19 protein-coding genes are annotated in these 26512 nt (G+C 61.2%); 8 read left to right on the plus strand and 11 right to left on the minus strand.

From position 1 onward, the window contains the following. Window positions 1–38: 38 nt before the first annotated feature. Both ACE10W_RS14740 and ACE10W_RS14745 read right to left on the minus strand, forming a co-directional pair. The gene (locus ACE10W_RS14740) at window positions 39–1037 is read right to left on the minus strand and encodes a hypothetical protein (RefSeq protein ID WP_161535485.1); all 999 of its coding nucleotides are present in this window, start codon (window positions 1035–1037) and stop codon (window positions 39–41) included. A 212-nt stretch (window positions 1038–1249) separates the two neighbouring features. Next, window positions 1250–2128 (minus strand): hypothetical protein, encoded by an 879-nt coding sequence (locus ACE10W_RS14745; protein WP_028170692.1) that lies wholly within the window; start codon window positions 2126–2128, stop codon window positions 1250–1252. A 260-nt stretch (window positions 2129–2388) separates the two neighbouring features. On the opposite strand from ACE10W_RS14745, the gene ACE10W_RS14750 reads away from it, so the two are divergent. After that, complete coding sequence (locus tag ACE10W_RS14750) at window positions 2389–2964, plus strand: hypothetical protein (RefSeq protein ID WP_304552359.1); 576 nt, start codon at window positions 2389–2391, stop codon at window positions 2962–2964. Window positions 2965–3053: 89 nt separating this feature from the next. On the opposite strand, the gene ACE10W_RS14755 is transcribed toward ACE10W_RS14750, so the two are convergent. The 9 genes from ACE10W_RS14755 to ACE10W_RS14795 form a co-directional block, all read right to left on the minus strand. Continuing rightward, window positions 3054–4640 (minus strand): methyltransferase regulatory domain-containing protein, encoded by a 1587-nt coding sequence (locus tag ACE10W_RS14755; RefSeq protein ID WP_304552360.1) that lies wholly within the window; start codon window positions 4638–4640, stop codon window positions 3054–3056. Window positions 4641–4645: 5 nt separating this feature from the next. Further along, window positions 4646–7285, minus strand: a complete 2640-nt coding sequence (gene tssH / locus ACE10W_RS14760; protein WP_011086368.1) for a type VI secretion system ATPase TssH — start codon at window positions 7283–7285, stop codon at window positions 4646–4648. A 97-nt stretch (window positions 7286–7382) separates the two neighbouring features. Further along, window positions 7383–8447, minus strand: a complete 1065-nt coding sequence (gene tssG, locus ACE10W_RS14765) for a type VI secretion system baseplate subunit TssG (protein WP_011086369.1) — start codon at window positions 8445–8447, stop codon at window positions 7383–7385. Next, on the minus strand, window positions 8411–10378 hold the full coding sequence (gene tssF / locus ACE10W_RS14770; RefSeq protein ID WP_028170696.1) for a type VI secretion system baseplate subunit TssF: 1968 nt from the start codon (window positions 10376–10378) through the stop codon (window positions 8411–8413). Before tssF ends, tssG begins: the two co-directional genes overlap by 37 nt. 1 nt (window position 10379) lies before the next feature. Further along, on the minus strand, window positions 10380–10928 hold the full coding sequence (gene tssE, locus ACE10W_RS14775; RefSeq protein ID WP_011086372.1) for a type VI secretion system baseplate subunit TssE: 549 nt from the start codon (window positions 10926–10928) through the stop codon (window positions 10380–10382). A 182-nt stretch (window positions 10929–11110) separates the two neighbouring features. Beyond that, window positions 11111–11596, minus strand: coding sequence for a type VI secretion system tube protein Hcp (locus tag ACE10W_RS14780; RefSeq protein WP_011086373.1), 486 nt, complete (start codon window positions 11594–11596; stop codon window positions 11111–11113). Window positions 11597–11646: 50 nt separating this feature from the next. After that, window positions 11647–13149 (minus strand): type VI secretion system contractile sheath large subunit, encoded by a 1503-nt coding sequence (gene tssC / locus ACE10W_RS14785; RefSeq protein WP_038967726.1) that lies wholly within the window; start codon window positions 13147–13149, stop codon window positions 11647–11649. 16 nt (window positions 13150–13165) lie between these two features. Continuing rightward, window positions 13166–13693, minus strand: a complete 528-nt coding sequence (gene tssB, locus ACE10W_RS14790) for a type VI secretion system contractile sheath small subunit (RefSeq protein ID WP_304552361.1) — start codon at window positions 13691–13693, stop codon at window positions 13166–13168. Window positions 13694–13832: 139 nt separating this feature from the next. Continuing rightward, window positions 13833–15146: an ImpA family type VI secretion system protein gene (locus ACE10W_RS14795; protein WP_304553758.1), complete on the minus strand. Its 1314-nt coding sequence runs from the start codon at window positions 15144–15146 to the stop codon at window positions 13833–13835. Between the two features lie 347 nt (window positions 15147–15493). On the opposite strand from ACE10W_RS14795, the gene ACE10W_RS14800 reads away from it, so the two are divergent. The 7 genes from ACE10W_RS14800 (at window position 15494) to tagF (ending at window position 26510) form a co-directional block, all read left to right on the plus strand. Continuing rightward, window positions 15494–17362, plus strand: coding sequence for a type VI secretion system Vgr family protein (locus ACE10W_RS14800; RefSeq protein WP_304552362.1), 1869 nt, complete (start codon window positions 15494–15496; stop codon window positions 17360–17362). A 5-nt stretch (window positions 17363–17367) separates the two neighbouring features. Further along, complete coding sequence (locus tag ACE10W_RS14805; RefSeq protein WP_011086378.1) at window positions 17368–17931, plus strand: DUF6931 family protein; 564 nt, start codon at window positions 17368–17370, stop codon at window positions 17929–17931. A 12-nt stretch (window positions 17932–17943) separates the two neighbouring features. Further along, entirely contained in the window at window positions 17944–19323 is a 1380-nt protein-coding gene (tagH, locus tag ACE10W_RS14810) for a type VI secretion system-associated FHA domain protein TagH (RefSeq protein WP_304552363.1), read from the plus strand. Between the two features lie 48 nt (window positions 19324–19371). Beyond that, window positions 19372–20709 (plus strand): type VI secretion system baseplate subunit TssK, encoded by a 1338-nt coding sequence (tssK, locus tag ACE10W_RS14815; RefSeq protein ID WP_027548748.1) that lies wholly within the window; start codon window positions 19372–19374, stop codon window positions 20707–20709. Between the two features lie 308 nt (window positions 20710–21017). Continuing rightward, a complete protein-coding gene (gene tssL, locus ACE10W_RS14820; RefSeq protein ID WP_304552364.1) occupies window positions 21018–22232 on the plus strand; it encodes a type VI secretion system protein TssL, long form in 1215 nt (404 codons plus the stop codon). 43 nt (window positions 22233–22275) lie between these two features. Next, window positions 22276–25812 carry a type VI secretion system membrane subunit TssM gene (gene tssM, locus ACE10W_RS14825; protein ID WP_304552365.1) on the plus strand — a complete coding sequence of 1179 codons (3537 nt, stop codon included), beginning with the start codon at window positions 22276–22278 and terminating at the stop codon, window positions 25810–25812. Next, window positions 25809–26510, plus strand: coding sequence for a type VI secretion system-associated protein TagF (gene tagF, locus ACE10W_RS14830; RefSeq protein ID WP_304552366.1), 702 nt, complete (start codon window positions 25809–25811; stop codon window positions 26508–26510). Before tssM ends, tagF begins: the two co-directional genes overlap by 4 nt. Window positions 26511–26512 lie beyond the last annotated feature (2 nt).

Below are 26512 nucleotides of genomic sequence, written 5' to 3' on the forward strand. Positions count from 1 at the left end.
CATTAAGTAGACTCCCGACCACTCCTTTGCAGCGGAGTCTAGTCCAGGTGCCTTGCGCGCAGATCTTGAAGGTCCTTTTTCAATGCCACCAGATCTAGCCCGCGAGGAAAAGTGAGGCGTCCAGAGCGGATCACGAGCCGGACATAAGGATACCGTTCTTCGGCAAGCATCGGAGAACTAATCTTGTACTTGTGCCAATCTTCGACGATGTGTGCCTGTTGTTCGACGTTGTATGAGTCCCAGCTATCCCCGGGCGTGTAGTCGTAGCCGGCACCGACCGTCTGCGCCCAGAAGGAGCGTGCCATTGTCCAGTTTGAATCGTTGAACGCCTGCCACACGTGGGTCATTTCGTGCACGAAGAGGTCGCAAATGCGACCGAAGTCGTCGCACAAGAGGCCGAAGGTGGGGCTAGGCGATGCCAGGTTACTGAACGCGACATTGCCAAGATTGATGGCATACCGCATGCTCGGCACCATGGGATTGCTTCCTCTAAAGAATGGTCCATCGTTCGTCCACGGTCTTCCGCCTGCTCCCAGGCCATTGGTAATCGCGATTGTCTCCCATGGCGGCAACGTCGGGCCAAAGACGTTGCGCGCGAAATCCCGTTCGCTGACGTCTAGGACGCGCGCGAAGTCGGGTCGGCTTCCTCCACATTCCGGCGGGGTCGGAGCCGCTGGGGTGGGCGCAACCGGTGGAGTGGGCGCAATCGGTGGGGGAGGCGGCGTACCTGGCGGCAGATAGATGAATCCCCCTCGCCATCCACCTTTCCCGCCGGTCGTACCGGATGAAAACGCAAAATTCTGGCGGTCGGGCGACATCGCGCGGCAGCCTACATACTCGGCCAGGTACCAGTTCACCTGCCGTGTGGCTTGTTGGAAATCGCGCTGTTTGACGAGCCTGATGCCTGGAAAATTGAACTCGATGAGGTCCCAAGGGTCGATGCCGATCCGCTTGGCGAGGGATATCCAGGTCTCGCCTGCCGTCACCGCATGCCGGATTCCTGCTGGCGGTACATAGCTTTCGACGATAGGCTTCAAGGGCCTTTCCTGGTTCGGCAATGTGAGATCTCCCCCCTGCTGGTTCCTGCGGAACTACGCGGTCTCGCAACCAATATCGTGGTCGCCGCTACCTCGAGGCGGTTCGATAGTTCCATTCATTCGGGCCACGAACTGGCAGTGGCAAATCGAGGAGCCTCATTCGTAGCTTGGAGGCGTAGACACGGAGCAATGCCGAACGAGCAATGTCCGCTTTAGCGCCTGCCTTTCGACTTCGAACCGAGCAGATCATGCGTTCCGCTGATGCTCACCGTTCCCGAGCACTCGAAACCACCGAAAATTCCGCAGGAGCCGGTGACCGTAACGCGCAAGTCTTTGCGTTGGTACATGTCGACCGAAATGCCCACGCGCGAAAAGTCGTTCGCGCTGTTCGGCAGGATCAGATCGATGTGCTCTGCGGCCCATTGCGGTATATGCTTGTTGCTCTTCCAGAACAGTTCATTGCCGGCGTGATGCACGAAGTTCGGCCCGACCGTAAGCGCACCGTCCACGCCCTCGAACACGAAGCCTGTTTCGTCGATGTGCACGTTCACCCGATCGGGTGCTACGGCGAAATGCAGCGAGGTGATGTCCTGGGGCTGCGGGTCCTTGCCGAATTGCGAGCTGTAGGCGTCGCTCCATTGTCCGCGGTCGCGCCCGAGCCCGAAGCCGTGGCGGCCCGGGAGATCCCGCGTTGAGAGTGGCTTGTCGGACAGTTTGGGGCGCCAGATCTCCCGAAACCCCTTGCCGATCGTTGCCGCCATCGACAGATCGAGGGCCCAATGCGACGCCTTCTCCGGGCTTTGCCCTTCGGCGAATGCGTCGAATCCGTCCGTCGTCTTGGCAATGCGCAGCTTCTTGATCAGCTCTTCCCAGTCCTTGGGCAGGAAGGTGACGCCATCGAGCGTGGTCGTCGCGGCAGCGACACCATACTTCTCGAGTTGGTGTCGGATGTAGGGCTTCTCGTCATAAAGGCGCACATCCGGGTTGGGGCCGGCAAAGTAATTCTTCAAATCGATCTGCGGCCGAAGCATGGTCAGTCGCGCCGCGATCTTCCGGTAAGTGTCGGTCGTCGTCGGATCAGTCGTCGTCATGGAACGCCCTCCGAGCCAATCCTTGCCTCAGATTGGTCTCACCCGAACGGGCTCGGGTTCAATGCCGGCTCGCTCGATCAAGCTGCCGCCCGGCCCAGGTCATTCGAATTCCTGGCGCGCCAGCGCAGTCACTGTTTGAACCTGCCGATCGGAAATGGCGACCACCATCCGTGGGGTAGTGTAGTGTGAACAACGAGGACGATCAAATGTCACTGCGGAGCAGGGTGTTAGACGTACTCAGTGGCCCGGCGGTCGCACGCATGCGGTTCCGGTTTCCGATCCGCGGCAGCCATGTGACGATTGCGCCGCAAACGTTCCATCACGTCGCCCGCGCTATCCGGTTGGGGCAGGTCACCGTCAGACCTCCGACGGATCTCGCGGCAGGCGTTGCTGCACAATACAACGATGTCGCGAGAACCAGGGCGGACGGCACAGCGGTTGCGGCGAACACGCTGGAGGTCGTGTCGGCGACGGGGCGGCTGGACGAGGCCTATATCGTCCACGAAAGCCTGCATGCGGCATATGATCTGTTGCGTACCGGCCTCGATGCCAATGCGGAAGAGGCGTCTGCGTACGTCTGCACGGCGCTCTATTGCCGCATGACAGGCCTGCCACGCCCGCGCTGGGCCAACGGGCCGATCTACGCCAATGCCGCAGAGGTCGCCCGAACGCTGCTGTCCCAGTATCAGAAGGGCGATCCCGGGATTCCCTGGGTCGGCGAGCATGAATGGAAGATGCTGCGTGCAGGTGTTGGCCTCGATCAGGTCTATGCCAGCGGACCCGGCGGTATTCTCACGGGATGGCTCCTCGGCCAACAATATACCCACGACGGCTAGAGTGACGGGGGCCGCATCCGTTTCAGGAAATGGCAGGAGCTTCCAACTCCTGCCGTGCATCGCCAACGGAGCCGACGCACTTGAGCGCGTCATGCGACCAGCAGGCCCAGCTTGCCGACCATCGCAAGCGAGCGTTGAACACTTTCTCGCGTTGACAGCAACAACGGATCGGCAGGCTTCCCGGCACTATCCTTCTGGTCTACCTGGATGGTCGGGCCGAATTTTTCGGTCATTTCGGCCGTGATCTGGTCGATGGTCCGCGCACCGTCGAGCAATTGCAGGAAATCCCTGGTCCGGTCGTCCTCCAACTGTACCGTCTGGTGGAGGAGGTTGGTGACGAGCGGACCTGTTTGCGCTTGTCTTCGTGCGAGCAGGCTCGCCTGCGGATACTCGGTAGCTTCCTTCAACAGAAATGGGCGCGACAGCAGGAAAGAGACCTCGCCGCTGCAAGCCAGGATGAACATTGCCTCCGTCAGCACCTTTTCGGCATCATCCGTGTGCCGGCCGCCCAGCAGCGCGCCGGCGCCATCGAGCAGCTCGCCAAATGATAATGCGCGCGGCCAGGCCCGGCCGAGACATAGATACGCAGCCTTCAAGAGCGGATTGGTTACCGTGACCCTGCTGCCGTCCTGGTTCTCGAATTCCATCGCGGAATCGTCGGTCACGCAGGCGTCGGGGTCAACCGGGTTGGTCGTGCTCAGCAAATGGAACTTGGTGACGAAATCGAGGTCGATCTGGCGGGATAGCGAAATGCTGTCGTGGCAGAGCAATGTGCGCCGAAAGCCGTTGCCGTCGATGAAGTCCTGATATTGATCGCGCGCCATGAACTCGCTCTCCGGGAAGCGCTGCAGCGTCGCGCGAACCTCCTCGGAATAGCCGGCAAGATAGCGTCGTGAGAAATCAGCGTCGCTCAGATATTGCAAGCCGTGGCGGCTTGCGTCTTCGGCAACCTCATGCAGCAGGAAGGCCTCGGCGCCATCATCGAGATCGTCGTGAAATAAGAGCTCGTCGGGGGACTTGAGGACGCGGTTGTACTGGTCGCGCATAACTGCGCCGTGCACCGAGTTGGCCTTCGAGCCGTCGCTCAGGAACTTCAAGATCGCGCGGGCCTGTCCTACCTTCTCCTTCATGTCGGTGAGACGGCGGGTGTGATACCGCATCATGTCGCGGACCAGGTCGCGAAGATGCGAGAACGGGTGCGCGTTGTAGCTGACGTAGCAGACCCCGCGCGGAGCCATGTTCTGCTTGAAGATCATCATCATCTTCTCGCGCACCGCCGGCGGAACCCAGGAATACACGCCGTGCGCTATGATGTAGTCGAATTGCCCGAAGCTTTCGTCGACATTCATGATGTCGCAGTGCAGGAGCTTGATATTGCTGAGGCCCAATGTGGCGATATTTCGCTGGCCGCGCTCGATCGTCACGCCGCTCAGGTCGACACCGACGAATTCGCTGTTTGGATATTGAAAGGCCATCGGCAACAGGTTGCCGCCAACGCCGCAGCCAAGCTCGAGCACCCGGCAACGCTCGACCGGAGCCGCCTGCATGCCGTAGACGGCAGCAATGGTAGCGAGATGGTTCGGATGAGTGAGCCCGTAGACGTGGCCAGGGTAGTAGACCTCGTCGTATGGCGTGGGACCGGTGCTCGGGTGGCGATGCTCGGTTTGAATGTTCATCGTCCTCAATTCCACGAATATGCGAACTTGTCGTTCTCGATCGAGACCCGCGCTTGCTTGACTTCTTCCTTGGCAAGCGACTTGCTGAGGAATTCGCGTGACAGCTCCGGGAGCAGGGTGTTGGTGATGATGTTGTCAATCATTCGCCCGCCAGAGTCCGGGTCGTTGCAACGTGACACAATGTGCTCCACGACCGCGTCATCGTAGCTGAATGCCGCGTTATGGTTGTCACGGAGGCGTCGTCCGATCCGGTCGAGCTGCAACCGAGCGATCCCGGCGAGCATTTCGTCGGATAGCGGGAAGTACGGTATCGAGACGATGCGTCCGAGCAGCGCTGCCGGAAACACCTTCAGCAATTCCGGCCTCAGCATCTTGGCGAGCTCTTCCGGTTCGCTGCGATACTTTGGATCTCGCGAGAGGCCCATGATCAGATCGGTGCCGACGTTGGTGGTCAGGATGATCAACGTGTTCTTGAAGTCGATCCGCCGCCCGTTGCCGTCCTCCATGGTTCCCTTGTCGAACACCTGGAAGAAGATCTCATGGACGTCGGGATGAGCTTTCTCGACCTCGTCGAGCAGGATGACGCTATAGGGCTTGCGCCGGACAGCCTCGGTGAGGCGTCCACCTTCTCCATAGCCGACATAGCCGGGAGGCGCTCCCTTCAAGGTCGAGACGGTGTGCGCTTCCTGGAACTCCGACATGTTGATCGTGATCATGTTCTGCTCGCCGCCGTAGAGGGTCTCGGCAAGCGCCAGGGCGGTTTCGGTCTTGCCCACGCCGGATGGACCAGCCAGCATGAACACGCCGATCGGCTTCGACGGGTTGTCCAGTTTGGCGCGGCTGGTCTCGATTCGCTTGGCGATCATCGTCAGCCCATGAGACTGGCCGACGACGCGGCGGTTGAGGATCTCCGGTAGTTTCAGCACGGTTTCGATCTCGTCGCGCATCATCCGGCCGACCGGGATGCCAGTCCAGTCAGAGACAACGGACGCCACCGACTGCTGGTCCACATAGGCATAGACCATCCGCTTTTCCGGATTGATGCTCTCAAGCGTGTCGAACTTGCCGCGCAGCTCCGCGCGCCTGGCAGCCGGATCGTCGCCTTCCATGGGTTCGGACAGGATCTCCCGAATGCCCCGGATGTCCTTGACGAGCTCCTGCTCTGCGGCCCAATCGGCTTCGAGGTTCGTCAGCTTGTCCTTCAATGCTGCGACGTCGTTGTCGATCGCTACGATGCGCTCGTCGTCCTCAATCCCAAGATCGCTGTCGCTGACGAGTGCTGATCGCTCAGCTTCACGGGCGGCAATCGCAACGCGTGCATCCTCGATCAGGGCCGGAGTCGCGCTCTGGCTGATCGCCACGCGCGCCGAGGCGGTATCAAGCAGGCTGACCGCCTTGTCGGGTAACTGCCGTGAAGGAATGTAGCGGTGGGACAGGTTGACCGCTGCGACGATCGCGGCATCCGAGATGCGAACGCCGTGGTGCTTTTCCATCGGACCGAGGAGTCCGCGCAGCATGATGCAGCAGGTTTCCACATCGGGTTCATCGATCTGGATCGGCTGGAAGCGTCGTGTGAGCGCGGGATCTTTCTCGATATACTGGCGATATTCTGCCCACGTGGTGGCGGCGATCGTGCGCAGCGTGCCACGCGCAAGGGGAGGTTTCAGGAGATTGGCTGCATCACCGGTGCCGGCCGCGCCGCCGGCGCCGATCAGTGTGTGGGCTTCATCGATGAACAGGATGATGGGGGTGGGTGAGCTCTGGACCTCGTCGATCACCGACCGCAAGCGCTGCTCAAACTCGCCCTTCATGGAGGCACCGGCCTGCATCAGGCCGATGTCGAGCGCACAAAGCCTTACACCGCGGAGCGGTGGCGGCACGTCGCCGGCGGCGATACGCTGGGCGAAGCCCTCGACAACTGCGGTCTTGCCGACGCCAGCCTCGCCGGTGAGGATTGGATTGTTCTGCCGCCGACGCATCAACACGTCGATCAGTTGGCGGATTTCTTCGTCCCGACCAAGGATCGGATCCATCTCGCCCGATTTGGCCTTGGCGGTGAGATCCTGGGAGAACCGGTCGAGCGGCGTCGTCCCCTTTGGACCCGCTTGGGCCGCGCCTTCCGTGACGGCGCCGACCAGGCCCGAACCGTCCATCGGTCGCATGGTCTCCTCGTCGGAGCCGGCCCAGACGGCGCGACGCTCCGCGGCCAGTGCGTCGACGTTGACCTTGGAAAATTCCTGCGAGAGGTTGTTCAGCGTGCGACGAATATCGTTCGATTTCAGGCCTGCCACAAGCAGATGACCGGTGCGGATCTGGGTCTCGCCAAAGAAGAGCGTGGCATAATGCCAGCCCCGATCGAGCAGATCGATGACCGAATTGGCGACGCCCGGCATGTCGGTTTCGTTCTTACGAAAGCCATTGATCACGCCGGCAAGGTCCGACAACAAGCGTGCGCGGTCGAGCTTGTAATGATCGACCGAGAGGCTGAGATCGTTGCGTTCCTGCTGCAGGATATGAAACAGCCAGTGCGCAAGCTCGACGTTGCGATTGCCGGCGCTCTTTGCGTGGCGCAGGGCCTGTAAGAAGGCATCATAGCCGGCCCGGTTCAGCTTGCCCGTTACAGCTTCAATGCTGATGTCGGTCACGGCGGCTCCTCCTGCTCAATTCCTCCGCGGATGCGTGCCATCATGCGGAAATTGCCTCAAATTCCATAGCATTAGGCGATCAGCGCGATGGATAGGTTCAAATCGCCGCGGCATTCGCTGTGGCACTCCGGCGGGCTCTCAATCGTTCGCCGAGCTGAAAGCGGGCATCGCGGCGATATTCTTCCGTGGAGGCCCAGTTCGGCGAGACCCAGGTGGTCCATCCAAGTCGCCCACTCTGTCCAAGCCTGACCGGGACGACCTCTCCCGCCGGAATGGCGAGCTCGACCTCCCATTCCAATTCGTCGCCGATATAGAAGAAAACGGCGTCGGCCAGCGGCGCCGACAGGTTGGGTGTTTCGGTCGGCAGGAATTGTTCGTACTGAGCAAAAGTTCTGACAAAGACCCGAACTCTGATCTTGTCCTCGACGCTGAACACACGCGAGCCGAGAAGGGCGTCCTGGCCGAGCCTCGCATGCGTTCCGCCGAGCCGGCTGCAGTGACTTGGGTCGAATGAGAGCCAGGTGCCGACGAATTCGTCGATCTCGACTTTGACGTCGAACAGTCCTTGCAGGAACCGCGTCAATCGTGATGCACACTTCGCCCTGGGCGCGACCAGTCCAGCGAAGCTGAGCTTCGCCATGTCCGGAACCGCATCGCGATCGGCGAAAACATCGGAGCCCAAGCCGGCGAAGGAGCCGACATAGGCAATGAAGCGATCGTCCGCCGGGCGGTCATGCTGCGCGATCGGGCGCGCGTCGGCCCAGGCACGAAAGAAGAGTTGCAGGAAGCGTCCGTTGAGGAGGTCGAGAAAGCGGGGGAAGGCGTCATCCCGCATCAGCCACCAGCTGAGGCTTTCATCGGTGGTGGCAAGGGGCAGGGCGCCCTGCGGGCCCAGGAGGCCGAGAAATTTGACGAGTATCCTCAGCCGGGCACCCTGGTCGTCCACCGCCGCGAGGTTCGAGGCGGGGAACTCCAGATAAGGCACCTGGCCGAGGTCGATATATTCGTCGCGACGCGCGGCACTGTCGCCGATCCGCGGTCGATCCGGGTTGGCGCGCTCGAACTGGCGTAACGTATGGAAGAAATCGAAGCGCCAGGGCTCGGCCTTCATCTGGTCGATCAGCGTCATAGCGGTCTCCGCGTGCCCATGCGCGGTGGCCACCGCATGATCTCGCCGCGCTCCGGCGTCGAGATGACCGTCTGAGTGAAGGTGTTGAAGCCCGAATAGTCGGCGAAGAAGCGCTCCAGTATTGCCCCGAGCAAAAACACGCCGCTGCCCTCAAATGCCTTCTCGTCGAGCGTAACGGTAATCTCCAGGCCCCGTGCTGCGCCGCTACCCGTGCGCTCGCGCACGCGCCGCACGACAGGTCGGCTTTCTATGCTGCGCACGCCGCGGATCTTGCGCTCCGTGGCGTCGTCGAACTGATCGGCGAACAAGGCCAGCATCTCGCGCAGCGCTCCGGCGTTCTTGCCGCCACCGCGTTCGACGAGGCCAAGATAGTTGAGGCTGAGCATGTTGATCAGCCGCCAGCTGACAATCCCACTGTTGGCGATTTCGCTGCGGCTGCGCAGTTGGGCAACCACCGGCTCACGCGGTGGCGTGGGACCAGCGACACACATCAGATCAAGGGAGGTATCGTCCAGCAGCCGAAAGTCGGCGCCGCCCTGGCCGACCGGCAAGTGCTCGGTGAGATGGCGATTGGAGCACAGAGCCCGGACGCTCAGTTCGGCGACGGAGCCTCCGCCACTCAATTCGCCGGGCTCAAGCAGCGACAGGAACATGTCCGTCCCGGTGTAGTCTGAGGAAGTACCGTATGTCTTCTCCTCTACTGTGCGGCGCCGGGGTAAGCGGCGGACGGTGAAATAGAGCCCGTCGACCGATCCGCTGGTCCGGTCGACGGCGGCCGAATAGAGCGGGCGCACGGGCCGTTTATCCTTCTCTGCCGGCAGGTGCGCGTAGACCTCGAGCACCTGGTGCGGTTCGTATTCCAGATAGCGGCTGCGATCTGGCACCACATGGTACTCGTAAGTATTCGACTTGACAGGAATGCGATCGCTCGTTTTCTCGAACAGATTGATCGCCGGTGCAGTATAGAGCCTGAAGGTCTCGGGGCGCACCGAGGCAGCCAGCCGCGAATTGTGTTCATCGAAAGCGAAGACAATATCGATCGATTTGCTGCGCAGTCGCGACATCACGCTGCGTAGTCCCGTCAGGTTTATGCCGAGGAACTTGCGTGGAAACATGAAATATTCTCGCAGCAGCTCCGAACCGCGAAAGATCCGATTGTCGTTAGGGAACAGCGACTCGTTTTCGTCGAAGCCAATTTGCTGCACGCAATCATGGGGCGCACGAGTCACCACCGGATCGCCGAAGTCGTCGAGATGCCGGAAGTAGACTCCTTTGCAATTCGAGATCAATTGCTCGTAGAGCGCGATGGCGTCGGATTCCGCGCCTGAGAGGTAGATCGGAAGTTCGCTCACGCGGCAGCCTGCGAACCAGGTTTCCGGCTTGGCTCGGGCCTCTGCGTCCGGTAGTTCCTCGTCGAGCCGGGCTGCGGTACGATGGGTCAGCGACAGCTTCAGCCCCGCGATGACGTCGCCTCCGACCGGGATCCCGAGCGCCTGCAGAGTGCCCGCTGTGGAGAAATACTCTGCGCTGGTGACGTCGAACGGCCAGAGCACGATGTCGCGGCAAAGTCGAAACCGGCAGGAAAGACTTCGTTCTCTCTCGCGGTAGGTCGCGTCGAAATAGGCGCCGCGTACAATCTTCTTGCCGTCGCGCAGCGCTGGGTCGGCGTAGGGTGGCCGTGCCGCGACGAGCATCGCCGACGGTGTGGGCGCAAGATAGTTCGGTACCAGCTGCTCAAGCAGGTTTGCAGTGAATTCCGGGAATTCGTGCTTGAGCTTGAGCTGAACGCGGGCGGCAAGAAACGCGGCGCCTTCCAATAGTCCCGTGATCATCGGGTCCGAGCGGTCCCGGATGAGGCCGCCGAGGCGCTCTGCGATGCCAGGATATTCTTCGGCGAAATCTCCTGCCTGCTCGTACAGCAATGACAGTTCACGATTGTAGAAATCGAGGAATTCGCGATTCATGCTAAAGTCGATTGATTTGGATGTCGCCGCTGTCGAGGTCGACGTCGGCGACAAATTCCACGGGGACGTTGAGCGGCTCAGCCTTGAGGTCGGCGTGAACGATGAAGCGCAGCTTCAGCTGCTCGGGACCGACCGAGCCGTCGCGACGGACCCGGATCGTCTTGCGATCGAGTCTTGGCTCGTACGTCGTCAGAGTCTCGCGCAGGGCGCCGGTGAGTTCGTCGTCCGTGACCTCGTCGATCGAACGGTGGGCGATATCGGGGAAGCCGTAGTTCAGGATCGAGGTTCGAACGCTATCCCGCCCGCTCAGATCCAAGGTCGATTCCAGAGCAATGGTATTGAGGAGCGTTTCAAGGTCATGGGAGACCTCCCGCCGCAACAACGTTTCCGAGATCGGAAAGCGGCCTGCGCTGCGCCGCCCGGCAATGATCCGCTCACCGAACTCATCGCGCAGATTGAGCTTCTTGCGCGCATCGCGTGCTTCATGAGCGGAGCGAAAGGCCAGCATTAATGGGGGAGAGAGCCGATCCCTCTTTGGAGCAATGGTCATTGACTGTCCCCAAGATGTCCGGCTCGCTATGCTGTTTCGCGGAGCAATAGCTGGTCTCCGGGATGATGTCGCCTCAGCAGGCGGTCGGGCCCGCAACCGGTCAAGTCGAGACTTGCGACCGCAATCGCATCGCCTGGCGCCGGTTCGCGCTTATCGCAACCGGCGCCAGGTAGGGCCGACAATCAGGCCCATTCCTTGTTGGCGGGAACGTCCCAGCCAAACACCGGCGCAGCTCCAGCGCCGCCTTTTTCTGTCTGGGTCTTGTAGGTCATCTTGACCTTCGCGAAGTTCAGACTCACGTTTTCGGTGAGGCGATCTTCACCGTGCGATCCGCCCGTCGATACGCTGGTGACTAGGATGTGCTTCATCTCGATCTTGAGATACTCCAGCGGATTTTCGCCCGCCTTGCGGACCGTGAGGATCGCCGTATCAATGTGCTTGCCGTTCGCGCAGACCTTGAAAAGCTCCGGCGTGGCCTTGTCGACGAAGTGCGTAAAGTGGAGATCCTGGACGCTGACCTTGCCGGCGCCGCCGCCCGAACCGCTGTGGAAAGTGCCTGACTGGCTTTCGCCGAAAGACCAGCTCAAAATATCGATTTCGTCCTTGTGCTTGTCGTCCAGCGACTCGCCCTTGATCGGATCGAGTTTCAAGAAGATGTCGACAGCCATAGCGTAGTCCTCTCAAATTTCTGCGTGGTTACGGTTGCGATGTTGCGGCATCAGGAAGCGGGGCCGGGTAGGCGTGAAACCAGGCTGAGGCCGACGTCCATCGCCTCCAACTGAAAGTGTGGACGAAGAAAGAAGCGCGCGTTGTAATATCCCGGATTCTCCTCGTTTGCGATGACTTCAACCTTCGCAGCGGCCAGTGGCTTGCGCGCTTTCTGAGCTTCTGACGAGAGGGCTGGGTTGGCATCAACGTATTCGTTGATCCAGGTTTGCAGCCAGATCGTCAGCTCATCCTTCTCCTTCATGGATCCGATCTTGTCGCGAACCATGCACTTCAGATAGTGGGCAAAGCGGGACACTGCGAACATGTAAGGTAGTCGTGACGACAAGTTGTCGGACGCGGTGGCATCCACGCCCTTTTCGCCGAAGTACTTCTTCGGCTTGTAGAGTGACTGGGCGCCGATGAAGGCGGCCTTGTCGGTGTTCTTGCGATGGATCAGCGGGATGAGGCCCGCCTTTGCAAGTTCGTGCTCGCGGCGATCACTGATGGCGATCTCGGTCGGGCATTTCAGGTCGACGCCGCCGTCATCGGTCGGGAATGTGTGCGTCGGCAGGTTGATGACTTCGCCACCGGACTGCACGCCGCGGATCCGCGTGCACCAGCCAAATTCCTTGAAGGCGCGGTTGATGTTGACCGCCATTGCGTAGGCGGCGTTGATCCAGCCGTATTTATCGCCGGTGTGTCCGTCCGTCTCCTCTTCGAAGGCGAACTCTTCCACGGGCTCCGATTTCGCGCCGTAGGGGAGGCGGCCGAGCGCGCGGGGCATGCACAGGCCGAGATAGCGCGAGTCGTCCTGATCGCGTAGCCCCTTCCATGCGGCATACTCCGGCGTGTCGAACACCTTACCGATGTCGCGAGGGTTGGACAGCTCGGTCCAAGAGTCCATTCCCATCAGCGTCGGCTCGGCGCCGCTGAAGAAGGGAGCGTGCGCGGCGCCGGCAATCTTGCTGAGATCGCGGAGCAACTGTACGTCGGTTGGGAGGTGACTGAAATAGTAGTCGCCGATCAGGCAGCCAAACGGCTCGCCGCCCAGCTGGCCGAATTCATACTCGTAGATCTGCTTGAACAGGGGACTCTGGTCCCAGCGGGCATCGGGGTAAAGCCGCAGATTCCGATACAACTCGTTCTTGGAGACGTTCATCACCCGGATCTTGAGGTTGGCGTCGGTCTCGGAATTGAAGACGAGGTAGTGGAGGCCGCGCCAAGCACTTTCGATTGACTGGAACTCAGGTGTGTGAAGAATTTCGTTCATTTGCGCGGTCAGCTTCTGGTCGATCCGCGCGATCATCTCCTCGATGGTGTCGAGGACGTCCGACTTGATGACGCTCGTGTCCTTCAACGCCTCTTGAACGAGCGTGGATACCGCGTTTTCGACTTCGGTCGCTGCGCGTTCAGTGCGCGGTTTGAAGCTTTGCTTCAGCAGAGTGGCAAACTCGTCAGCTTCGACGGTCTTGACCTGGGTGGTGCTCTCTTTGTGAACAGCTTCTTTTGCCATGGTCCCCATTCCTTCCTTAGCTCTCGGTGCCAGGTTCGGTCGACTGGCCTGTCGCGCGTTCCCGAAGCGCCGCCATCAGTTGAGGATCGGCGAGAAGTTTTTTGAGCTGGTCCTCGGCGGCCACCTTGCCATCCATGTAGCGCAGCAGGTTGGCGAGTTGTTCGCGCGCCTCGAGCAGCTTGGCAGTAGCCGGCACCTGGCGGGCGACGGCCACCGGCGTGAAGTCTGCCATCTTGTTGAAGCGCAGGTTGACCGAGATCTTTTCGTCGGATCCATCGCTGAGGCGATTGGCGACACGCGCCGTCACGCCGGGCTGGATTGCCGCCATGCGGTTGTCGAAATTGTCCATGTCGAACTCGAGGAACTTGCGCTCCTCGACCTTCGTCTTCTCGACGCCAGGGTTATTGCCGGAGAGGTCGGAGAGGACGCCCATGACGAACGGCAGTTCGATCAGCCGCTCGGCGTCGTAAGGATCTTCGTATGTGATGTGCACGCGTGGTGCGCGGTTTCGCCGGATGAATTTTTGACCGCTGTCTGTAGCCATGGTTCCCTCACTACGAAATCGCATTAGACATCGAAAAAGACATCGAATTTGCGCGACGCAGATTGGCTAGGGCGCTTCAAGTTGCTGCGGTCGGCAAACATCCTTGTGTCCAATTAGTGCCCACGAGCGAAAGCTGGGTTCAATGCGATCTGTCGATTGTTTTAAGGGCTCCCTCAGGAAGAACATCATTCAAAAGGCTGAGAAAATCTCGTTGCGCGAGGTCGCGCGCGCGATCGACCAAAAAGGGGATGGGGCTGGACGGCTCCGCGGTTCGGAAAAACGACGCCACCTTCGCCAGCAGGCCTAAGGCCTGCGCCCTGTTTTCTATTGAAAATACAATATCTTGAGCGCTGCTCTCTGCCGTCGATGAGAGCGAGGTAGCGAGTTCCGCCATCCGTTCGATCGGCAGGTCGAAGACCTTGTCGCGCCCGATGTTGATCGCAGCGCTCTCCACGTGCGCAGGCACCAGCATCCGCATAACTTCAATGAATGACTTGCCCACCATCTCCTGCGCTTGACGCACCAGCAACAGTGCCGGGTTGGATGGTTCCATTCGGGCAAAATAGTCGGCTGCCGCTGCAAGCGCTGCAGATGCCTGTGCGGATGAAGTCACCACCCCGCTCGTGTCTGACGGCGCCTGTGTATCGACAGGACCGATATCTTCCGCGGTTGCAGCGATCGCGGCCGGATCGCGCAACGCGACAAGACCCGCAAGCCAGGCAGCCATGCCGTTAACCAGGCCGGAGAGCCTGTCGAGGCTGATCGGTTGCCCCGCGTTCAACTTCTCGTGCCAGGTTTGTTTGATACCCGCGATTTCAGCCGCGACCGCGGAGCACCGCGCGCTGGTTGCCTTGAGAGTGTCGAGATCCGTCTCGCTGACGATGCGCTCGATGGCCGCCAGATCAGGTCCGTCGGCGTCGGCGTCGCCGGCGGGAATTTCGCCCATGGCGACCTGATAAGCACGGTAGTTGAGGTTGCCGTGTCTGCGGTTTTCGATCAGGGGAAGGAACTGGAGCGGGTTGATCACGGTCGGGAACACGTCGATTGCCTCGACCGTGACGGCGCGAAGTGCGTAGTCGCCGTCCTCGCCCTTCGGATGCACCGCTTCCCACTGCTCGCGCAGCAGCAAGTTGGTCGCCTTCAGGCAGCAGAGAAAGCCGTCGAGATCGCGGTTGAGGATTGAAAACTTGGCCAGCAGCAGGTTTAGGCGCAGATCGCGGGTACGCTCCAGGAGGGGCTGCGCGGCGGCGAATTGGCCGGCAAAATCGACTGCCTTTGGATCGAAGCGTCCACGCTCTCCGTTGGCATTGACGACCTCGAAGAACGACATCGGCAGCAGCGATTCCGCACCTGCGAAGAAGTTCAGATACTGGACGTCTCCGATGGCGTCGAGATCCGGCCCGCAGGGATCGTCAGCGGCAACGGGGTGCGTCAGGGAGGCGACATCAAGCATACGACGATCGTCCATCTGCTCGGTCACGGCCCCGCTGCCGAGCCCGTGGCGACTGCCGGATCGCGGGGGGATCCATGATCCGAGTCTATATCCATGGGTCAGATGCCTGCTGGTGTTGGTTCATTCCCGAAGATCATGCCATTTTCGCGTGAACCGGCAAGCTCTTGGAGCCGACTACTTGATGACCGGGGCGGTTCCTTGGACCGCTGTTGTGGAACGTCCGGACCAGCCTTGGGGCGGACCTGCCGGCACTGCCGGGGGCGGGCAGGATTTCCGTGGTTCTTGCATAGCGTCTGATCAGCTCTTCGCAGCGGGTCATTCGATCGAAGGAGGGAGTTTAAGCCCACATGGGCCAGCTTACTCAGGATACCCGCCTCTGCGAACTCAAGACGCCTCTTGGCAAGGACGTTCTGGTTTTTGCCGGGTTCGAAGGCTCGGAAGGTCTCAGCGAACTGTTCGAGTATCGCATCGAGTGTCTCAGTGAGGATGCCGACCTCGACTTCGATCGTGCCATCGGTCAGCAGTGTACGCTGACCATAAAGCTGCATGAAAAGGAGCGCGAGTTCAGTGGCATTCTGACGGAGGCCCAATGGCTCGGGGTGAAGAACGACTATTTCAGCTACCGGATCGTTCTGAGGCCCTGGCTATGGCTGTTGTCGCGGACAACTGATTGCCGGATCTTTCAGGACAAGAAGGCGCCCGACATCATCAAGGAGGTATTCAACGAACGTGGCTTCACCGACTATGAATCCAATCTGACCGAAGAGGGTTCCTGTCCGAAGCTCGAATATTGCGTTCAGTACCGCGAGACCGACATGAATTTCGTGTGCCGGCTGATGGAGCAGCACGGCATCTCCTACTTCTTCAAGCATGAGGGCGGCAAACACACGCTGGTGTTGGCGGACTCCAAATCGTCGCACAGCCCGATCAAAGGTCTTGCTACGATTCCCTACATCCCGCTGACGGGTGCCGATCGTCGAGGCGAGCAACACATCTATGAATGGGTGTCGGAGCGCCGGTTTCGCACCGGCAAGATCGAACTCAACGACTACAACTACCAGAAGCCAAACGCTCAGTTGATCAGCGATGCCAAGGGCTCCGAGCATTACACTCGGTCGGAGATGGAGTATTACGACTATCCCGGGAAGTTCAAGGAAAAGTCCGACGGCGAGCGCTACGCGAAGATCCAGCTCCAGGCGGAGCAGGCGATGGACCGGCGGCGTCGCGGCAATGGTGACGCGGTCAACCTGTTCCCCGGTGGGCTGACGAAGCTCGAAAAGCACTCCAAGGACTCGCAGAACGTGGAATATCTCGTGGTGCGAGCCACGCACTCGTTCTCGCTCGAATCTTACCGCACTGGCGGTCCCGGCGACGCCGGGCAACATGTCTATTTCGGTAGCTATGAGTTTCTGCCAAGTGATCGGCCGTTTCGAGCGCTGATGATGACGCCGAAGCCAAGGATTAACGGCATCCAAACGGCCAAGGTGGTGACCAAAGACGATAATTCGAACGAGGAAATCGACGTTGAATCGCTGGGCGAAATCTATGTCCGCTTTTTCTGGGATCGGAAGAAGAAGCGGTCGTGCCGGTTGCGCGTGGCTCAGGTTTGGTCTGGCAAGCGCTGGGGCGGCCAGATCATCCCGCGCGTCGGACAGGAAGTGGTTGTCGAATTCCTGGAGGGGGATCCGGACCGGCCCCTGGTGATCGGCACCGTGTACAACGACGAATACAAGCTGCCCTATGATTTGCCGTCGAAGAAGACGGTTGCGGGATTGAAGTCCGACTCCACCAAAGGTGGTGGCGGCTTCAACGAGTGGAACTTCGAGGACAAGAAGGGATCCGAGAAGATCACGGTGCATGCTGAGAAGGACCACGACGTGACGGTCCGCGACACCGAGACACGGACCATCGGCGAAGCTGCATTCGGCGGCGACACCCGCAAAACCACGCTCAAGAAAGGCAATGATAAGCTCGATATCGAATTGGGCGGTCAGCACATCACGCTGGCCATGGACCAGTCTGTCAAAGCGGGCATCAGCATTACGCTCACGGCCAATGCCAATATCACCCTACAGGTTGGTCCCAGCCAGATTATCCTGAGCCCGGCGGGCATCGTCATCAACGCGCCGACGATCGCCATGACAGCGCAGGCCGGCATGGCGCTTGCCGCCGGCGGTCCGCTGGTCGCGCACGGCACTCCAACTCTTGTCGGCTGACGGTCATGGGGCAGGTTCGGTTCGGCACGGTACGGGATCTGTTTCAAGCCTATCCCTTGGCGCGTTATGATGTCGGCAAAGCCGATGCCGACAAGCCTTCGCTGGATTTCCTTCAGGAGGCCGCCGATGCCCGCAACTGGTACCAGGCCGTATCTTACTGCGCCTATCTGCTTCCCAGGCGCGTGGCGATCGCCTGGGGATGCCGCTCTCTGCGACGGATGTTCGACCATTTCGACGCCTACGACAGCAGGTCGCTGAATGTTGTGGAGACCTGGGTCCGGCAACCGGATGAGCAGTCCCGGAACAAGGCGCTGGCCGTCGGCAATGCCAACGATCCTGAGCAGCCAGCGACATGGCTGGCGCTGGCGGCCGGCTGGTCCGGCGGAAGCGTGGTTCCCCCGGAATTTGCGCCCGTGGAAGCCAAGCCAGATCAGGCCGCACGGGCGGTGCGTGCAGCGCTGCTGATTGGCCTCTGCCGGCTCCCCCGTGACTCCCGGGACCAGATAATGACGTCATGCCTGGAGGATGGTATTCAATTGGCACGCGGCGAACCGCGCCCTCCGCGCTAACGAGACGATGTGATGGTGCTTCGCTTTAATATCGAGAACGAACCGAACCTTCCGGACGGCGGACCTGTGTCGTTTACGGTCACCGGCAGGCGCTCGGTCGATATTGGCCGGGATCGTCACCTCGACTGGACGCTGCCGGATCCGGCGCGGACGATTTCCGGAAAGCACTGCGAAGTGCACTTTCGCGACGGCGGCTATTGGCTGCACGACGTCTCGACCAACGGCACCTTTCTCAATGGTGCCGACCAGCGCATGCGGGGGCCCCACCGCTTGCGCGACGGCGACCGACTGACGATCGGTCACTACATCATCGGAGTTTCGCTGGAGGATGAGGCTGGCGGGCGCAGCCCAAACCATGAGGCGCAACTGCACGAACCCTCGGTCCAGCAGCATGCCGATTACGGAGAGCTTTGGACGGCCGATCGTGACGTTCCGCCGCCGATCGATCCGCACCTGTTGAAGAAGCCACGCGAGGCTGCGCGGCCCGTTAATCCGGGGTTCCTGGATTGGGCGGCGAGCGTCCCGGCGCCGGGTGTAGACCCATTTCGACCGTCATCGCCGACGTCTCCGTACCAACCGTCCGTGCAGGACGACGACATGAACTGGGCAGCGGGTCCGGTCACCGCGCCGAAACCGCAAGTCGAGCGCCCCCCCGTCAAGCCGACCCCACGCCGGTCTTCGGTGTGGATCGATGATGAACCAGCCGGTGCACAGCCGCCGGCATCGCTATCACACCAAGAGGTTGCGACGCCGCGCCAAACGCAAGCAGCAGGCGAGGGGCCTGTCACGGCCAAGCCAGTCGGCGGTACCGAGTTCGCGCGACTGGTGGCGCGCGCTGCAGGATTGCCGGACAATTTCTTTGCCAACAAGTCCGACGCCGAACTCGCCGAACAGCTTGGCATCATCTTGCGTATGACCGTGGATAATCTCATGGCGCTGCTGCAAGCGCGAACCCAAGCCAAACAGCTGACCCGCAGCACCAGCCAGACCACCGTCCAAGCCCTCGAAAATAATCCGCTGAAATTCTCGCCGACCGCGGAAGAGGCGATGCGCATTCTCTTTGGGCCGCCGACGCGTAGCTACCTCGACGCACAGCGCGCCTTTGCACAGGGCTTCAGTGATCTCAAATCACATCAGTTGAAGACCTATATGGCGATGCAGCACGCTGTCCATGAGCTGATTGCGGACATAGATCCGACGCTGATGGCGCGCGAGCTCGAGCTTCAGCGTGGCGCAAGCTCCTGGCTCGGCACGAACAAGGGCAAACTCTGGGACGAGTTCTTGACGCGCTGGAAGGCGCATCTTGGCCGCGATAACAGCGCGCCGATCGAAATCTTTATGTTGCACTTCTCGGACTATTACGACCGCGGCGACAAGCCCGGTTCAAAGTAAGCTGTCGGCGACCATGCGGTCGCCGACATTTTCTAAGTGGATGTAGGAATGTCTTGGTACAGCAAGGTTTTCTGGTCGGAAGGTCTGTTTCTGCGGCCGCATCATCTGCAGCAGAACGACCGCTACATCGAACACTTGCTGGAAAAGCGCGTTCGCTACACGACACCATACCCCTGGGGCTTTGCCCAGCTGGAGATCGATAAGGATCTTACCGAACAAAGCAAGTTCGCGGTGCGCAATGCGTCCGGCGTTATGCCGGACGGTACGCCGTTCGATATCCCTGCGGACAGCCCAATTCCCGAAGCGATCGATGTGCCGGAGACGGCCGCAGGTCAGATCGTCTGGCTGATGATGCCTGTCGCGGCACCAAACACCCGCGAGGTCGACGAGGACCGCACCGACAGCGCCAGTCGTTATGTTCGTACTTCGGAAACCTTCATTGACTCGACCTCGGCGCTACGCATCGAGGAAGAGATCGACATCGCTTATCCGCGCTTGTCGTTCGAACTGCGCAAGACCAGCAAGCCCGGATACATGGGCCTCGGCATCGCGCGCATTCTGGAAGTGCGCGACAAGAACATCCTGTTCGACGACAAGTTCGTGCCGCCGATGCTGGTCTGCGCCGCGCATCCGATCATCGATGGTTGGCTCAACCGCATCATCGGCTGGGTTGAGACCAAACTCGACGAGCTGGCGCGTTACGCGGTCGATCCGTCATCCGGCGGTGGGTTGCAGAGCGTCGACTATCTGGTCCTGCAAGTGCTGAACCGTACCATTCCCGTGCTGACTCATTTCCAACGCTCCGGCAGCGTGCACCCCGAGCGCCTGTACGAGGAATTGCTGAGGTTCGCGGGTGAGCTTGCGACTTTTTCCACGGCGGAACGGCGGGCGCGCAACTATCCGGCGTACGATCATGACGATCTCGAGAACGTCTTCACACCATTGGTGAGTGACATCCAGGACTTCTTGAGCGCGCGGCTGGGCCGGCGGGCGATCCGTCTGGAGATCATCGAGCGCGCGCAGAATGCGTTCGTATCGCCGATCCGCGATCGAGCGCTATTCCGAAATGCGACCCTGGTGCTGGAGGTTGCCGCACGGCGGCCACTCGTGGAGATCCAGAACGATTTCCCGCACCTGTTCAAGGTCGGGCCGAACACCAAGATGAACGAGATCGTGCACGCAAACTTGCCGGGCCTGACCTTGGTGCATTTGCCGACGCCACCGCCGCATATCCGGGCCATCACGGATCACGTCTATTTCTATCTCGACCGCAAGTCGCCGCTGTGGCCCGAGTTCAGCACGGCGGCCTCTATCGGAATGCACTTCTCCGGCGACTGGCCGGAGCTTGAGCTGTACCTTTGGGCTATCCTGGAAGACAGGCCATGAGCGACAGGGACAAGCCGGTCAATCCTTTCGGTCGGGGCGAACGGACGATCATCCGTCCCAACCCCGGCGGGAAGTTGCCGCCGGCGCCGACCTCTCAGCCTCCGCCGGGCGAGGGGCCTGCAGCACGTCCGGCCTATTCGCCGTCACCCGTACCTTCTCCCGGCGCGCCAACGCCACCATCATCCTTTTCGCCCGTTCCACAGGGCTCGAACTACGCCTCCGCGCCGGCCAGCCATCCAACCGAGGAATGGATCTCGACACCCGCGCAAGGCCAGGTGCCGCAACCCATGCTGCCGGCAGGGCCGCCGTTGCGCGTCGACGATCTCGTCGCGCCAAATGCCAATCCAGTGATGCGCGCTGCGGGCCCATTGCTGCAACTGCTCGGTCGGTTGCGGGTGGCGCTCATGCGCGCGTCATTCGCGAGCCTGATGGAGCAGGTCGCAGACGCTATCAAATTCTTTGAGAAGGACATCCGTTCAGCGGGCATTTCCGAGCACCAGGCCAACACAGCGAAATATATCCTGTGTGCCACTGCCGACGATATCGTGCAGCACATCCCGACCGAGGAGCGTCACGTCTGGACGCAATACTCGATGCTGAGCCGCTTCTTCGGCGAGCGTGTCGGCGGCGTCCGTTTCTTTGAGATCCTCGACCATTTGAAGATTGATCCACTGGTCAATTATCCGGTCCTCGAACTTCAGCACGCCTGCTTGGCGCTTGGTTTTCAGGGCATTCACCGGACGTCAGGGGGCGGACTTGCGAACCTGCAGCTGATCCAGCGTAACCTCTATGAATTGCTGCGCCGGGTCCGGCCGAAGACGATGACCGACCTGTCGCCCAACTGGCGCGGGCAGGCGCTGGCGGGGCGCCGGCAGCGTTTGCGTGTTCCGGTCTGGCTCGTGGCGGCCGTCGTCGCCGCGCTGCTGACCGGGTCCTATTTCGTCCTGCGGACGCTCCTCGCTGGCCGGGCAGAGAATGCTGCCGAGGTGGCGCTCGCGCTCCATCCGGCCGGCCCGATCGAGCTCAAGCGCCAGGTCGTTGCACCACCGCCGCCACCTCCGCCTCCGCCGCCACCGGATCGCATCACCCAGTTGCAACGCATCCGCAACGCGCTCGCGAAGGAGAACACAGCCTGTGCCATGACCGCGGACCAGACCCCCAGTTTCATCGTGATCAGGGTCTGCGATCTGGCCTTGTTTGCATCGGGCCAGGCGACCATCCTCGACGGTTTCAAGCCGATCGCACTCCGCGTCGCAGCAACCCTCGACAAGGAGCCGGGACGGATCCGGGTCGTCGGCCATACCGACAGTTCGCCGATCCGCACAGTCCGCTTCCCGACAAATTTCGAGTTGTCGGTCGAGCGCGCCAAGGCGGTTGCCGCGGCACTGAAGCCTGGCTTGACCGATGGTTCGCGCGTCGACGTCGAGGGCAAAGGAGCAGATGCGCCAATCGCCAGCAACACGACACCCGAGGGACGCGCCAAGAACCGGCGCGTCGAGATCTTTATCGAACGCAGCGAATAGGCAGATTCCACCGGGTCAGGTGGTTTGCGACAGGTACGGTTAGATGCTTGCCAAGGACATTCTTCGCATCGTTCTCTACGGGGTCGGGCTCAGCTCGCTCGGAGCGGTGATCTATTTCGCCGGTCCCTTCATTGCGTTCGGCGATTGGCGGCCGCTGGAGAACCATATCGTCCGGCAGATCGCTATTCTGCTGCTCACCACGATCGTCGCAGGCATCGTTGGCCTCAATCTGTTCAAGCGGCGCAAGGGTGCCAAGGAGATTGCCGATGGCATCGCTGGTGCGGACCAGCCCGTCAGCGATGAACCGGTGCTCAAGGAGCGCATGAAGGATGCGCTCGCGACGCTGAAGACCGCCAGCGGCAACAAATCGGGCTTTCTCTACGATCTGCCGTGGTACGTCATCATCGGTCCGCCCGGCGCCGGCAAGACCACGGCGCTGGTCAATTCCGGGCTCAAATTTCCGCTCGCGCGCGGGGCGACGCCCGCGGCGATCGCGGGGGTCGGCGGTACCCGCTACTGCGATTGGTGGTTTACCGAGGAGGCGGTGCTGATCGATACCGCCGGCCGCTACACCACCCAGGACTCCAATAGCAAGGCCGACAAGGACAGCTGGCTGGCGTTCCTGGACATCCTGAAGAAAAGTCGATCACGCCAGCCGATCAACGGCGTCCTTGTCGCCATCAGTATCGAAGACATTCTAACGCTGCCGAAGCAGGAGCTCGCACTTCACGCCGATGCCATCAGGATGCGCCTGCTCGAGCTGCATCAGAGGCTCAAGGTCAGCTTCCCGGTCTACGCGCTATTTACCAAAGCCGATCTCGTTGCCGGCTTCACCGAGTATTTCGCCTATCTCGGGGATGCCGGCCGCCGCCAGGTCTGGGGGGCCACGTTCCAGACCGCCGACAAGACCCAGAATCTGGTGGGGCAGATCCCGGTCGAGTTCGACCGTCTGCTGGAGCGCCTGAGCGAGGAGACGCTCGACCGTCTGCAGGACGAGCCGACGCCCCAGCACCGCGTGCAATTGTTCGGCTTTCCGGCACAGATGGCGCGGCTCAAGCCGCAGATCCACGATTTCCTCAACCTGATCTTCGAGCCGACGCGCTATCACGTGAACGCGAACTTGCGCGGTTTCTACTTTACCTCGGGTACGCAGCAGGGCACGCCGATCGACCAATTGATCGGGTCGCTGGCACGTACGTTCGGCGCTGAGGAGGTCGGTTCCGGATCCTATTCGGGCACGGGCAAGAGCTTTTTCCTCGCCGATCTGATTTCCAAAGTCATCATCGGCGAAGCCGACTGGGTCTCGACCGACCGTGCCGCGGTGCGCCGCGCGCTAATCCTGAAAACCGCGGCCCTGTCATTGATCGGCCTGGTCTCGCTCGGACTGATCGCAGCCTGGCTGACGAGCTACAAGCGGAACTCCGATTTGATTGAGCAAAGCCTGCAGGCCGATAGCGAGTATGCAGCCGCCGGCGCACCAATTATCAAACAGACGCTGATTGCTGATCATGATCTAGACAAGGTGCTGCCGCTACTCTACCGGCTGCGAAACGCCCCGGCAGGCTACGGATCGCGCGGCGAGTCGGTGCCTCTGTCGGCTCGCTACGGGCTCAGTCAGCACGCCCGGCTGCTGTCGCCCTCGAAGGCGGCCTATCATACGGCGCTTGAGCGCATGTTCCGGCCGCGGCTGCTGTATCGCCTGGAGGAGCAGCTCAATGCGCGCATAAACGAGCCTGCCTTCGTCTACGAGGCGCTCAAGGTCTATCTGATGGTCGGCGGCCTGCAGTCGCCGGACCGCGAGTTGATCCGCTCCTGGATGCAACGTGACTGGGCGGACAACCTCTATCCTGGCGCCACCAACGCGGAAGGGCGGCGTCTGCTCGACGAGAACCTCGTGGCAATGTTCGACCTCGAGACCGAACAGCAGCCGCTGGTCGAACTCGACGGCCGGTTGATCAAGCAGGCCCAGAGCTCCTTGGCGCGCCTGAGCGTGTCGCAACGTGCCTACGAGTTTCTGAAATCGGAGGCTCGCGCATCGACCGCTGGCGACTGGATCGCCAGCCGCCATGGCGGACCCGACATGGGTGTCGTGTTCGAAACCACGACGGGGCAGCCTTTGGACGCCGTGCGGGTACCCGAGTTCTTCACGTATAATGGCTTCCATCAGAAGTTCGTTGCCCGGCTGTCCGGATTGTCTGAGCGGATGAAGCGGGAGCGATGGGTTCTAGGGGACGCCGGCCAGCAGTCGGCCATCGACCAGCAGTACGACAATCTGGCCGGCGATCTGCTCAGCATCTATTCCAACGATTTCGTGACGACCTGGCGAACGGCGCTCGGGAGCCTGCGCCTGAAGAAGCTGCTCGCCGACAAGCCGAAATATGAGGTGCTGCGGGCGCTTTCGGCGCCGACCTCGCCGATGCGGCAAATTCTGGAATCGGTGCGCGACGAGACGGTGCTGACCAAGGAACGGGCGAAGCCGGCGAGCGCTTCGGCAGCCGCCGCCGCACCGGCGCCAGCACTCTTCACGAATGCCCAGGATGGACCGCCTGGCGCGATGATCGAGGCGCAGTTCAAACCTTACCACGCGGCGCTCGAAGGCGAGAGCACCCGCCGGCCGATCGACTCGACCGTCGCGAACCTGAACGACATCGCGCAGAACCTGACGCTGATCATCGAGAATCCCCAACTGACCGCACAGGCCACAGCTGCGCTTCAGACCCAGGTCGCAGCGCTCCGCAACAATGCCTCGCGCATGCCGCCGCCTTTCTCCGACATGCTGCGAGCAGCAGCCGCGGAGTTCGAAGGCAGCATTGCGGCTTCAACCGCCGGGCAAATCCTTCAGACGTTGCGCGATCAGGTCACGCCGGTCTGCCAACAGACCGTGACCAACCGCTACCCGTTTATCCGCAGCAGCAGCCAGGAAGTCCCGCTGGCGGATTTTGCCAAATTGTTCAGTCCGAACGGCGTTATGGACAAGTTCTTCACCCAGTATCTGGCACCTTATGCCGACACGTCGCGATCGGACTGGGTTTGGCGAAAGGAGAGCCCCGTTGGTCGGTCGTTCTCGCCGGATACGCTCAAGCAATTCCAAAATGCGGCCTATATCCGCGACGCCTTCTTCCAGACCGGCGGCGGTTTGCCGGCGGTATCGTTCGCGATCCGGCCGCCTGGGGCAGCCGGGCCAGGCGTGACCGTCAAGACCGAGATCGGCGGCACCACAATTACAAGCCCAACCACACCTGGTCCAGCGACCTCATCCTTGTTCGGCGGTCCGCAACCTACGCCACCGCCACCGCCACAGAGCAACTCGCCAACGACCGTCCTATGGCCGGGCCCCGCGCCGCGAACTGCAATTTCAGTCAGCAACGACACCGGCCCGCCATCCGTGCTTGAGCGCATTGGTCCCTGGTCGTTGTTTCGGATGCTGGAGGCGGGCTCGTTAGTGGTGAAAGCGGAAACGGCCAGCGCGACTTTCATCGTCGCCGGGCGCGAGCTCAGCTATCAAATTTCGACTGGATCGATGCGCAACCCGCTGAATCTGTCAGTGCTGCGTGAGTTTCGTTGCCCGACCGGGATATGACCATGCGTTGCGGGTTATTCGGCAAGATCGGCGCGAAGCGTGACTTCATCGCGATCGCAACTCCGCGCAGCTTCCTGGAAGCCTGGGAGCCGTGGGTACAGGCTGCGCTGTCAGCAAGTCGCCACCAGCTTGGCCCAAGATGGCAGCAGGCCTTTCTGACCGCGCCGGTCTGGCGGTTTTGGCTCGGTGCCGCAATCTGCGGAACGACGGTGGCGGGGGCGATTATGCCCTCGCTCGACGGGGTGGGGCGATACTATCCCTTGACCCTGCATGCGGTGACCGGCGAGGCCGTCTCGCTGCCGCCGCCGAGCATTGATCCGCAGGACGAATGGTTCGGGCAAGTGGAGGCGTTCCTGCTTTCGACCCTGGATCGGGCCGCGACCTTCGAGCAGATCTCCGATGGACTGGACCGGCTTGCGGTGCCACGACTGCAGGAGACCATCGCCAGCGGTCCGCCGATCACGTCGCTTGGTACTGCGGCAATGGGGAGGGCTTCGGCGGTCGACGCCTTCGCGGGAGCGTTTGCAGCACTTTGCGCCGCCAACCCACAGGTTTACGCCGCGGCTAGCTTCTGGTGGACCGCCGGAGGGGAAGGCTTTCCGCCAATGGCGCTGAGTTGCCGCGGATTACCAGATCCGTTTCACTACATTACGCTGCTGACCGGTGATCCCGGCCTCGCGGCATCCGGGAATGGATGACG

Source organism: Bradyrhizobium sp. B025 (assembly GCF_042257955.1).
Taxonomy (GTDB): Bacteria; Pseudomonadota; Alphaproteobacteria; order Rhizobiales; family Xanthobacteraceae; genus Bradyrhizobium; species Bradyrhizobium diazoefficiens.

Bases quoted from the DNA above. Each gene is read 5' to 3' on its own strand.
- ACE10W_RS14745 (WP_028170692.1), bottom strand. From the start codon at position 2,128: ATGACGACGACTGATCCGACGACGACCGACACTTACCGGAAGATCGCG.
- ACE10W_RS14750 (WP_304552359.1), top strand. From the start codon at position 2,389: ATGCGGTTCCGGTTTCCGATCCGCGGCAGCCATGTGACGATTGCGCCG.
- ACE10W_RS14755 (WP_304552360.1), bottom strand. From the start codon at position 4,640: ATGAACATTCAAACCGAGCATCGCCACCCGAGCACCGGTCCCACGCCA.
- tssF (WP_028170696.1), bottom strand. From the start codon at position 10,378: ATGAATCGCGAATTCCTCGATTTCTACAATCGTGAACTGTCATTGCTG.
- tssE (WP_011086372.1), bottom strand. From the start codon at position 10,928: ATGACCATTGCTCCAAAGAGGGATCGGCTCTCTCCCCCATTAATGCTG.
- ACE10W_RS14780 (WP_011086373.1), bottom strand. From the start codon at position 11,596: ATGGCTGTCGACATCTTCTTGAAACTCGATCCGATCAAGGGCGAGTCG.
- tssC (WP_038967726.1), bottom strand. From the start codon at position 13,149: ATGGCAAAAGAAGCTGTTCACAAAGAGAGCACCACCCAGGTCAAGACC.
- tssB (WP_304552361.1), bottom strand. From the start codon at position 13,693: ATGGCTACAGACAGCGGTCAAAAATTCATCCGGCGAAACCGCGCACCA.
- ACE10W_RS14795 (WP_304553758.1), bottom strand. From the start codon at position 15,146: ATGCTTGATGTCGCCTCCCTGACGCACCCCGTTGCCGCTGACGATCCC.
- ACE10W_RS14800 (WP_304552362.1), top strand. From the start codon at position 15,494: ATGGGCCAGCTTACTCAGGATACCCGCCTCTGCGAACTCAAGACGCCT.
- ACE10W_RS14805 (WP_011086378.1), top strand. From the start codon at position 17,368: ATGGGGCAGGTTCGGTTCGGCACGGTACGGGATCTGTTTCAAGCCTAT.
- tagH (WP_304552363.1), top strand. From the start codon at position 17,944: ATGGTGCTTCGCTTTAATATCGAGAACGAACCGAACCTTCCGGACGGC.
- tssK (WP_027548748.1), top strand. From the start codon at position 19,372: ATGTCTTGGTACAGCAAGGTTTTCTGGTCGGAAGGTCTGTTTCTGCGG.
- tssM (WP_304552365.1), top strand. From the start codon at position 22,276: ATGCTTGCCAAGGACATTCTTCGCATCGTTCTCTACGGGGTCGGGCTC.
- tagF (WP_304552366.1), top strand. From the start codon at position 25,809: ATGACCATGCGTTGCGGGTTATTCGGCAAGATCGGCGCGAAGCGTGAC.